The sequence below is a fragment of the Devosia sp. genome, assembly GCF_017307565.1.
Classification (GTDB): Bacteria; Pseudomonadota; Alphaproteobacteria; order Rhizobiales; family Devosiaceae; genus Devosia.
Genome location: NZ_JAFKHD010000459.1, coordinates 1 through 10922, shown reverse-complemented (window position 1 = coordinate 10922; position 10922 = coordinate 1). Strand labels below are relative to the sequence as shown.

The 10922-nt window shown below is 63.0% G+C and carries 10 protein-coding genes; 1 reads left to right on the top strand and 9 read right to left on the bottom strand.

Translation table 11 applies throughout. The annotated features are described in order from the left end of the window. The 6 genes from J0I64_RS20385 to J0I64_RS20360 all read right to left on the bottom strand — a co-directional run. On the bottom strand, nt 1–1129 hold a 1129-nt coding region (locus tag J0I64_RS20385; RefSeq protein WP_291411716.1), incomplete at its 3' end, for an amidohydrolase family protein. Between the two features lie 168 nt (nt 1130–1297). Next, nucleotides 1298–2245, bottom strand: coding sequence for an ABC transporter permease (locus J0I64_RS20380; RefSeq protein ID WP_291411714.1), 948 nt, complete (start codon nt 2243–2245; stop codon nt 1298–1300). 2 nt (nt 2246–2247) lie between these two features. Then, nucleotides 2248–3321, bottom strand: a complete 1074-nt coding sequence (locus J0I64_RS20375) for an ABC transporter permease (protein WP_291411712.1) — start codon at nt 3319–3321, stop codon at nt 2248–2250. Continuing rightward, complete coding sequence (locus J0I64_RS20370) at nt 3318–4862, bottom strand: ABC transporter ATP-binding protein (RefSeq protein ID WP_291411710.1); 1545 nt, start codon at nt 4860–4862, stop codon at nt 3318–3320. Before J0I64_RS20370 ends, J0I64_RS20375 begins: the two co-directional genes overlap by 4 nt. 183 nt (nt 4863–5045) lie before the next feature. Continuing rightward, the gene (locus J0I64_RS20365; protein ID WP_291411708.1) at nt 5046–6041 is read right to left on the bottom strand and encodes a BMP family protein; all 996 of its coding nucleotides are present in this window, start codon (nt 6039–6041) and stop codon (nt 5046–5048) included. Between the two features lie 109 nt (nt 6042–6150). Continuing rightward, nucleotides 6151–6837 (bottom strand): phosphoribosyltransferase, encoded by a 687-nt coding sequence (locus J0I64_RS20360; RefSeq protein WP_291411706.1) that lies wholly within the window; start codon nt 6835–6837, stop codon nt 6151–6153. 73 nt (nt 6838–6910) lie between these two features. Between J0I64_RS20360 and J0I64_RS20355 the strand changes: the two genes are divergently transcribed. Further along, the gene (locus J0I64_RS20355) at nt 6911–8080 is read left to right on the top strand and encodes a M20 aminoacylase family protein (protein ID WP_291411704.1); all 1170 of its coding nucleotides are present in this window, start codon (nt 6911–6913) and stop codon (nt 8078–8080) included. Here J0I64_RS20355 and J0I64_RS20350 read toward each other — a convergent pair whose 3' ends face one another. The 3 genes from J0I64_RS20350 to J0I64_RS20340 all read right to left on the bottom strand — a co-directional run. Then, complete coding sequence (locus tag J0I64_RS20350) at nt 8081–8974, bottom strand: nucleoside hydrolase (protein ID WP_291411702.1); 894 nt, start codon at nt 8972–8974, stop codon at nt 8081–8083. Between the two features lie 29 nt (nt 8975–9003). Next, nucleotides 9004–10326 (bottom strand): amidohydrolase, encoded by a 1323-nt coding sequence (locus J0I64_RS20345; RefSeq protein ID WP_291411699.1) that lies wholly within the window; start codon nt 10324–10326, stop codon nt 9004–9006. Continuing rightward, a partial coding sequence (locus J0I64_RS20340) for an ABC transporter ATP-binding protein (protein ID WP_291411697.1) occupies nt 10323–10922 on the bottom strand: 600 nt, incomplete at its 5' end. The genes J0I64_RS20345 and J0I64_RS20340, both read right to left, overlap by 4 nt.

Below are 10922 nucleotides of genomic sequence, written 5' to 3'. Positions count from 1 at the left end.
CCTGCAGCAGTACCATGTCTGCCTTCTTGCCGACCTCGACGCCATAGCCCTCGAGGTGCATGATCTTGGCGGGGCCCGTGGTGACGGCATCAAAGCACTGGCGCATTGCCTCACGGCTGGTCATCTGCGCGACATGGAGGCCCATCGACGCCACCTCCAGCATGTCGGCCTGACCCAGCGAATACCAGGGGTCCATCATGCAGTCCTGGCCGAAGGCGCAGGTGATGCCATAGGTCAGCATTTCCGGGATACGCGTCATCCCGCGGCGCTTGGGGTAGGTGTCGTGGCGGCCCTGGATGCCGATATTGATATTGGGATTGGCGGTGGCCGAAACGTCGGCCTCGGCCATCAGCGGCAGCAGCTTTGAGACGTAGTAATTGTCCATGGAGTGCATGGACGTCAGGTGCGAGCCATTGACGCGGCCATTGAGGCCGAGGCGCTGGGTTTCGTATGTCAGCGTCTCAATGTGGCGGCTCAGCGGGTCGTCGGTTTCGTCGCAGTGTAGATCGACGAGCAGGCCGCGCTTTTCGGCGATTTCGCAGAGCGCTTTCACGCTGGCCGCGCCATCGGACATGGTGCGCTCGAAATGCGGAATGCCGCCGACGACATCGACGCCCATATCAAGGGCGCGGTTGAGCAGATCAATGGCGCCGGGATAGCGATAGTAGCCATCCTGCGGGAAGGCGACGAGCTGCAGGTCGATATAGGGTGCAACGCGCTTCTTCACCTCGAGCAGCGCTTCGACGCCGAGCAGGCGATCGTCGCAGATATCGACATGGGTGCGGATGGCGAGAAGGCCCTGGGCGACGGCGAGGTCACAATAGTTCAGCGCCCGCTCGATCACAGCTTCATGGGTGAGCAGCGGTTTCAACTCGCCCCAGATCTGGATGCCTTCAAGGAGGCGCCCGCTCTCATTGAAGCGCGGCTGGCCGAGCGACAGCGTCGCGTCCATGTGAAAGTGGCAATCGACAAAGGGCGGGGCCACCAGCTGCCCATCGGCATCGATCACCTCACCCGCCTCACCGCCAAGATTGGTATCAATGGCAGCGATCTTGCCGTCCTTGACGCCGATATCGATGTTCTTGCGACCATCGGGCAGGGTGGCATTGGTGATTTTCAGCTCGAACATTTTTTGGTCTCTCGTCTCGAAAGGTAGTCGGCGGGCGCGGGGGAAATACCAGCGTCTCCGTCCGTCGTCATTGCCGGGCTCGTCCCGGCAATCCTCCTTGCCTCCGCATGGACTACCGGGACGAGCCTAGTAGTGACGACGATTGATAGGTCAAGGCCCGCCCGGAAACTAGTGCCGCTGCCCCTTGGTCCAAGGTTGCAACAGCGCCCGTGGATAGTCCGCGCGCCGCGCCACCAGGATCAGCGCCACGATGGATAGCAGATATGGCAGCATGAGGAAGACCTGGCCGGGCACGACCTGACCGATCTGGGCCTGCAGGCGAATCTGGAAGGCGTCAAACGCACCAAACAGCAGCGCGCCCAGCAGCGCCTTGCCTGGCTGCCACGAAGCGAAAACCACCAGCGCAATGCAGATCCAGCCGCGACCATTGACCATGCCGAAGAAGAAGGCGTCAAAGGCCGACATGGTGAGGAAGGCCCCGCCCAGCGCCATCAGCGCGGAACCCACGACTACGGCGCCAATGCGCAGCCCAACCACCGAAAGCCCCTGCGCCTCCACCGAAGCCGGATTGTCGCCCACTGCACGAATGGCGAGGCCAAGCGGCGTGCGATAGAGCACCAGCGCCACGAGCGCGACGAAGACCAACGCCAAAAAGGTCAGCGGTGTCTGCTGGAAAAGGGCAGGGCCGAAGAAGGGCAGGTCAGAAAGCCCCGGAATGTTCAGCGGCTGGAACGCGGCGATACGCGGTGGCGAGGTCACATCGGGCAGGGCGGTGCGATAGGTGAAATAGCTCACGCTGGTCGCCAGCAAGGTTATCCCAATGCCCGACACGTGCTGCGACAAACCAAGAATAACCGTGAGAAAGGCATGCAGCAGCCCAAAGAGCGCTCCCGCCAGCGCCGAGACCAGCACCCCACCCCAAAGCCCGGCGCCAAGATAGACCGCCAGCCAGCCGGCCATGGCGCCGGCAACGAAAATTCCCTCAATGCCGAGGTTGAGCACACCGGCGCGTTCGCAGATCAGCGCACCCAGCACCCCAAAAATCAGCGGCGTGGCAATGCGAATGGCGGCAGCCCAGAAGTTGGCGGAGCCCAGAATGTCGAAGATCACGTCCATGATCAGGCCTCCACTTGCCGACGTTCGAATTTGACTCGGAACCGGAGGAAGAAGCTGCCGACCAATACGCAGAGCAGCGACAGTGCCACGACGAGATCGGCGATATAGCTCGAAATGCCCGTCGCCCGGCTCATCGAATCCGCGCCGACAAACACGGCGGCCACGAACACCGCGGCGATCACCGTGCCGATGGGCGAAAGGCCCGCCAGCATGGCGACGACGATGCCGGAATAGCCAAAGCCCGGCGACAGGTCCGAGGAAAGGTAGCCCTTCACCCCCGCCACTTCGCCGACCCCGGCGAGGCCCGCCAGACCGCCAGAGATCAGTGCCACCTTGAGCATGGTCGCGTCCACCGGAATACCGGCAAACCGGGCAGCAGCCTTGTTCTCGCCGACGGCGCGTATTTCAAAGCCGAGCACGGTCTTGCGCACCATGAGCCACAGGATCAGCGCAGCCACGAGGCCGACGATTAGCCCCCAATGCATGCGCAGGCGTGGCAGCAGCTTGGGCAGCTTTGCTTCGGCGATCAGCGGCACCGATTGCGGCCAACCTAGCGCCATCGGGTCTTTCAACACGCCTTCAATGAGCATCTGGATGAAGAGGATCACGACGAAATTGAGCAGCAGGGTGATGACGACCTCGTCCGCCCCGAAACGCTGCTTGATGATCGTGGGAATGACCATCATCAGGCCACCCGCGAGGAAGCCGGCGATCATCACTGTGGGGATCATCAGGGCCGGCGGCAATTGCAGCAGGCCGCTGCCGACGCAAACCGCAGCGAGCGCACCGATATAGAGCTGTCCCTCGGCCCCGATATTCCAGAGCTTCGCGCGGAAGGCGACGGCGCAAGCAAGCCCGGTCAGGATCAACGGTGTAGCGCGATTGAGCGTCTCGCTCAGCGCAAACATCGAGCCGAACGCGCCTTGCAGCATCAACCCGTAGGCATTGAGCGGCGAGCCGCCGGCGAAGAGCACCGGTATGGCCACCAGCAGCAGGGCGATCAAGCCGGCCGCGAGGGAAACGCCGAGTTTGAGGCCGACGGAAGCGTTGTCCCGTGGTTCCAGTCGCAGGCTCATGACGCAATTCCTACAGGCGGGCGGGCCTGACCGGCCATCATCAGGCCGATCGTGCCGCGGTCGAGACCATCGCTTGGTCCGGCATCGCTGACCTCGCCGGCATGCGCCACGAGGAACCGGTCCGCGAGTGCAAAGAGTTCATCGAGATCTTCCGAAATCACCAGCACGGCCGCGCCGCGATCGCGCGCCGCGAGGATACGCCGATGCACTTCCGCCTGCGCGCCGACATCGAGCCCGCGCGTCGGCTGGTTGGCGAGGATGACACGCGGGTCGCGCTCCAGCACGCGCGCGAGAATGAGCTTTTGCACATTGCCGCCCGAGAGCAGCCGCGCCTCGGCATCGGGGCCAGGGCAACGCACATCGTAGCCGGCGATAGCCGCCGTCGCCCGCTCCCGCATGGCCTTGCGGTCCAGTAGCCCCATCTTCGAAAAGGCCGGGCTGCGCACGTCTTCGATGGCGATATTGTCGGCCACGCTCATCGTGCCGACCACGCCATCGTGCTGCCGGTCTTCGGGCATCCGTGCGACCCCGGCGTTGACGAGGTCCCGCGGGCTGGCCCGCGTCACATCCTGCCCATAAAGCCGCATCGCGCCACTGTTCGGCACCGCAAGGCCCGAGATCAGCGCCGCGATCCCCGATTGTCCATTGCCTGAAACCCCAGCCAGACCGACGACTTCACCGGCGCGCAGCTGTAGGTTGACCCGGCTCAGCGCCTGTCGTCCGCCAGACTGGAGCGACACATTGTCGAATTCGAGCAGGATTTTTCCGGGCGCGGCAGGGACTCGTACCACTTCGGCGACGGTCTTGCCCACCATCAGGTCGGCAATTGCCCGGCGATCGGCCTGGGCCGTCACCAGTTCGCCCGCCTTGGTCCCCGCGCGCAGCACCAGGATGCGATGGGAAACCGACAGCACTTCGCCCAGCTTGTGCGAGATGAAGATGACGCCAAGGCCGTTTTCGGCCAGCCGACGCAAAACCACAAAAAGCCCCTCGGCCTCCTGCGGCGTTAGCACCGCGGTGGGTTCGTCGAGAATGAGCACCTTGGCGTCGCGATAGAGCGCCTTCAAAATCTCGATGCGCTGCTTTTCGCCCACGGTCAGATCGGCCACGCGCCGATCAAGATCGACGTCGAGCCCGCTCTCGGTAATGATCTTTCTTACTTTGGCGCGGGCGGCGCTTTCGCGGCCAAAAGACAGGAGTGGCTCGGTGCCGAGGCGAATATTGGCTAGCCCCGTCAGGTTCTCGGCGAGCGCAAAATGCTGATGCACCATGCCGATGCCGGCCTTCAGCGCCGCGCCGGGCGAACCTGGGGGTAGAGTGGCCAACGCACCGTCGTCGCCGAGCACGCAGACGTCGCCTTCGTCCTGCACATAGTGCCCGAAGAGGATGTTCATCAGCGTTGTCTTGCCAGCGCCATTCTCGCCCAGCAGCGCCAGAATTTCGCCCCGATGCAGATCGAGCGAAATGGCATTGTTGGCGATGAGGGGGCCAAAACGCTTGGTGATGTTTTGAAGTGAGAGGAGCACTGGGGCATCGGTCATGGGTGGTGCTCCGGAAGGAGTTCGGACTTCGTGTTTGCCGTTCCCTCAAACCTCCCCTCGGAGGGCGGTGCTGGTCCGGCGGATCACAACAAATCTAGCCACGAACTGGATACGACACCTCCCCCTTGATGGGGGAGGCTGGGCGAGGATGAGGGAGCCACAAACCTAGCAGCCCCCTAAAAATCATTGCGAGGACGTCGGCTCGCTATCGTCGATTTCGACCTTAAAGGTCTTGGCGAGGATTTCGTCCTGCTTGGCCTTGGCAGCAGCAACTGCCTCGGGGCCGGCCAGCGCTTCGTCAACGACGAGGCTCGAGCCGCCATATTCCATGAAGGCGTAGATGCCGTAGTCCGAAGCGGTGAAGCTGCCGGCCTTGACGTCGGCAATCGCCTTTTCGATCATCGGCTCGCCGTGCCAGAGCGCGCTGGCGAGGATTGTGCCCGGATAGTCGGCCGAGGTGTCGATGACATTGCCGATGGCTAGAATGCCGCGTTCCTTGGCAGCGTCGGACACGCCAAAACGCTCGGCATAAAGAATATCGGCGCCGGCGTCGATCATGGCGAAGGCGGTTTCCTTGGCCTTCGGTGGATCGTACCAGGAGTTGATGAAGCTCACCGAGAACTTCACATCGGGATTGACCGACAGCGCGCCCGCCTTGAAGGCGTTCATCAGGCGGTTCACTTCGGGGATGGCGTAGCCGCCGACCATGCCGATCTTGTTGGTCTTGGTCTTGAGGCCGGCAACGATACCCGAGAGATAGCTCGGCTCGTGGATGAAGTTGTCGAAGGTGGCAAAGTTCGGCTCCACCGGCGGCAGCGACGAGCCCATGAGGAAGGCGATTTCTGGATATTCGGAGGCAACGGCGCGTGCCGGCTGCTCGACGCCGAAGGCTTCGCCGATAATGAGCTGCACACCCTGCTCGGCATATTCGCGCATCACGCGCTCATAGTCGGTGTTGGAGATGTTTTCCGAATAGACGTAGTCGATTTTGCCCTGTTCGTCGGCGGTCATAAGCGCGTTGTGCAGGCGGCTCGCCCACTGCTGCTCGACCGGAACGGTCCACACCGCTGCGACCTTGATGAAGTCCTGGGCCATGCTGGCCCCGCCCATGGCCAAAGCCATACCGGCGGCAAGCGCTCCTACGAAACCGCGTCGTCCAAGCGTAAATTTGTCCGTCATTTTGTCCCTCGTGTCGAAAATCTGACCCAGGCATCCCGTATGCTCATTCTGTGAGCAAGAACCCCGCTCTTGGCAAGCGGGGCGCGGCGTTGTTCACCGAAGTGTCACGCTAGACGACGCGCGACCAGCGCTCGTGCTCGTTGAGAAAGAACCGGGGGGAGATGAGGGGCGCCACGATCCGGTCGCGCCATGGCGCCAGCGGCTCCTGCCAGTTCTTGCCCTGCAGCATCGCGCAGCCAATCACTACCGGCTCGATCTCCGCCTTGGTCAACAGCCGCAGCACCGCGCCCATGGATTGGCCGGAGCTGATGACATCGTCGATAACCGCCACCCGCTTGCCCCGCAGCAGCGGCAGCATGCGTGGGTCTATATAGAGCGTCTTGGCTGCGGTCGGGCTGGTGATCGATTTCATCGGCTCGGAAAGATCGTCGCGATACCAGAATTTTCGCGAGGTTCCGAGCGGCACCATGCGCGTGTGTCCCAGCCGCCGCGCCACGTTGGAGGCAAGCGGCAAGCCGAGTGTCGGCACGCCAATGACGATGTCCGTGTCCCGCTCCCGCAAGAGGCTTGCCAAAGCCGCAGCGAGACCATCCTCCACGGCAAAGCTGGCCTGATTGAGGATCAGCGAAGCGACGGCCGATTTGCCGTCTCCGGGCAGCACGCGCAGCGGCAGCGGCAATTGCCGTCCATCGGCGAGCAGTGCGGGGTAAAAGCCTAGATGCCCATCCGCCGGGTCTTGCTCATGCGTCTCCGGCGCGGCAAAGGCCTGCCAGAATTCATGCGGCTCGAAACTCACGCCAAGTCCTTGATTCAATGATGCGGTGCAAGCAAAGGTGCTCCATCGATCCTATGACAAGACGAGCAGGCCAATGCAATCGCGCAGCAACGATCCTTTCGAACTAGAAGCTATGACGGCGCTGCGCCGCGATTTCCACGCCCATCCCGAACTGGGTTTTGGGGAAGTCCGCACCAGCGCCATCGTCGCCGAAAAGCTCGAAGAAGTTGGCATCGAAGTCCATCGTGGCCTCGGCAAGACGGGCCTCGTTGGCATCCTCAAAATTGGCGATGGCACCCGCCGCATCGCTCTCCGTGCCGATATGGATGCGCTGGCCATGCCCGAACTGGCCGAACGCCCCTACAAGTCCCAAACGCCCAACACTATGCACGCCTGTGGCCACGATGGGCACACGGTGATGTTGCTCGCCGCTGCCCGCCACCTGGCGCGGACCAGAAATTTCTCGGGCACTGTCCACTTCATTTTCCAGCCCGCCGAAGAGGGTAGGGGCGGCGCCAAGGCCATGGTGGACGAAGGTTTTTTCCGTCTCTTTCCGGTGGATGCCGTCTACGGTCTCCACAACATGCCTGGCCTCGCGACCGACGAAATGGCCGTCGTTGCCGGTTCGCAGCTGGCGTCGTCGGATAGCTGGACCGTTACCTTCAAGGGCGTCGGCACCCATGGCGCCAAGCCGCACTTGGGCCGCGATGCCGTGACTGCAGCGGGCCACTTCCTCGCCGCTGTCCACACCATCGTTGCGCGTGTCGTCGATCCGCTCCAGCCCGCCGTCGTCAGCGCCTGTGCGCTCGAAGCCGGCGACTTCAAGGCGCTCAACGTCATCCCCGACATTGTCCGCATCGGCGGCACGGCCCGAGCCTACCGCGCAGACGTGCGCGACCAGCTTGAACTCGAGATCGGCAACATCGCCCGCGGCGTCGCCGCCACTTTCGGCATCGATGTCGACTACGAGTTCATGCGCCGCATCCCGCCTGTGGTGAATGATGCCGATGCGACCGCACGTGCTCTGAAGGCTGCCCAGACGGCAACGGGCCGCCCCGTCGTAACCGACTTCCCGCCCTCCACGGCCGGCGATGACTTTGCCTATTTCGGCGCCGAAGTGCCAGGCGCCTATGTGTGGCTGGGTAATGGTCCCGCCATCGACGGCGCGTTGCACCACAATTCGCGCTACGACTTCAACGACGAAGCCATTCTCACCGGCGCCCGTTTCTGGGCGACCCTGGTCGAGCAGGAACTGTCCGTCTGATCAGACAAAGCCGGTGCGCAACAGCGCCAGGGCGCGCTCGGCATCGACGCCGAGCGCCACATCGACGGGCTTGCCCCGCCGATCGATCAGCAGACGCCCTGCATCCGGATCGTCGCCGAGATCGACGTCGAGCTTGAGACTTTCGACGGTGAAAATGCTTGGTTCCAGCGAAGCCAGCATGACGCAGGGATCGTGCAGCGGCCGGCTCTGCCGTCCATCCTGGAGATAGACCGTCAGCAGTTCGCGTGCGAGTCGTCCGTGCTGCGTGTCGGGCAGGGCCTCGACATAGTCGATCTGCGCCCGCACTTTCCGCGTCACATCGAGCGGAATGATCGTCACCTTGGCCGGGCTGCCGATGACGACAGACGCCGCCTCCGGGTCTGTGGCGAAATTGAATTCGGAGTTGGGGCCGGAATTACCGGGCTCGTTGATGGTGCCGCCCATGACGATGATCTCGCCAATCCGGTCCATCAGCTCGGGGTGCTCCGTCAGTACATGCGCCACGTTGGTCAGCGGCCCCAGCGCCAGAATGTCGATGCTGCCCGGCTCCGCCGCGGCAAGCGTGCGTGCGATCCAGTCGGGGGCATTATCGAGCGGCGTCGCGAGAGGTTCGGGCAGGGGGACACCCTTCAGCCCGTCCGTGCCATGTACGATTGCGATAAGGTCCTGCAGTTCGCGCGTCAGCGGAATGTCCGCGCCGCGGATGACCGGAATATCACTGCGTCCCATCACGGCGAGCAAGCCGCCGGCGTTGCCGGTCGTGCGGTCCAGCCCGATATTGCCGGCAACGGTCGTGAGCCCCAGCACATCGAACTTGCCGCAACCCAGCGCGAACAGGATGGCAATGGCATCGTCGAGGCCCGGATCGGTATCGATGATGACGCGCTTCTTCATGGTCTGCAGTCCTTTGGGTCCGTGGGGCATTAGCCCTCGCGGTCGATCCGATCCATTTCCGCCTTGAACTGGCGGGCGATCTGGTTGGCATCGGCGACGGTCTTGCCGACATCCAGCGTTTGCACCTTGCGCTCGTGCATCAGCCAGCGGCCGGCGACCATTGTGTCGGTCACATCGGACGGCATGGCGGCGAAGACGAGCGCGGAATAGGGGTCGTAGATCGGGTGGAAGCGGGGGGCAGCGAGGCTGACACGGATCAGGTCCGCCTGCTTGCCAACTTCCAGCGGGCCTGTCTTGAGATTGAGGCTCAGAGCGCGCGCGCCTTCGATGGTGGCCATGCGAATGACGTCCACGGCCGGCAGCGGCTTTCGCGAGCCTGCAAGCAGCTTTGCAAACATCGAGACCGGCGCAAACTGGCTGAAAAGATCGAGCGTATTGCCGCTCATGGCGCCGTCGCTGCCGATGCCGGCCGGCAGGCCCGCATTGCGCAGCTTTTCGACCGGCGAGATGCCGCGACCGGCCTTGCCATTGGAGCGCGGATTAGTGACGACGCAGACCTGATGCTCGGACATCATGCGGATATCGGCATCATCGAGCTGCAGGCAGTGCGCGCAGATGAGATTGGGTTTTAGCAGACCCGCTTCGGCGGTGACCGCCACGGTCGATTTGCCATGCGTGTCGAGCGCCCACTTAACCTCAAGCGTGCTCTCGGCGAGGTGCATTTGCACCGGCACGTCGGGGTAGTCCGCCGACCACTGGGCGATCCGCGCCATGGTCTCGCGACCGGTAGAATAGGGGGCGTGCGGGGCAATGGACGGTGTTACTAGCTGATGATCAGAGAACCGATCCACCAGCTCTTCGACCCGCGCAAAACCTTCGTCAAAACTCTTGTGATCGGGCGGATCGAAATCGGCAAGCGTCTGGCCGACAATGGCACGCAGCCCCGCTTTGTCGCAGACATCGCCAACTTCGGTCTCGAAGTAATACATGTCAGCGACAGTGGTGACGCCGCCCTGGATCATTTCGAGCGCCGAAAGGGCCGAACCGACGCGCACCATCTCCGCCGAAACGAACTTGCGTTCGAGCGGCAGGATATAGCGATAGAGCCGATCGTCGACATCTTCGCCTAAGCCGCGAAACACCGACATGCCCATGTGGCAGTGGGCATTGACCATACCCGGCATGACGATGTCGCCGCCGCAGTCTACTGTCTCTGCACCCGGCACATCAGGCGGTGTGCCGGAGCCGAGCGCAGTGATTGCCGTGCCCTCCACATGCACCCAGCCGTTCTCGTGAACCGTCAGGGCGTCGTCCATGGTGACGACGAGGGCATTGGTGAAGAGAACGCTCATTCAACCGCCAGGATGGTGCATTGATCCGGCACCGGCACCAGCTTTGCATTCGAACCGGGTTCCAGCGGCCGCGACAGCGGACCATTGGCCACCAGCATGCCCGCAGCGGTTTCGCTCTGGTACTGATAGGCGCGGCCAAGATAGGTGCGGAGGCCCAGCGTCGTCGGAATGCCTTCAGCTGCCATATTGTCCGTGACCGCAAGGCCATCGGCCCGGCAGGCGAGCACAAAATTGTCCGGGATCGCACCAAAATGCTCGAGGCTCAGCGTCAGCTTCACACCACCGGCGGCTTCGGCCGTGATCTGGGCGCCATCGCGGGCTACGACCTGCATGGGCACGAGGTTTTCGAAACCGACGAAGCGGGCAACGAAGGCATTGGCCGGGCGCTGGTAGAGGTTTTCCGGCGTATCGAGCTGCATGATCCGCCCCGCATGCATGATGGCGACGCGATCCGAGATCGAGAAAGCTTCTTCCTGGTCGTGGGTGACATAGACCGAGGTCGTGCCATTGGCGCGCTGCAACTGGCGGATTTCGACGCGCATGTCGACACGCAGTTTTGCGTCGAGGTTCGACAGGGGCTCATCGAACATCAGCAG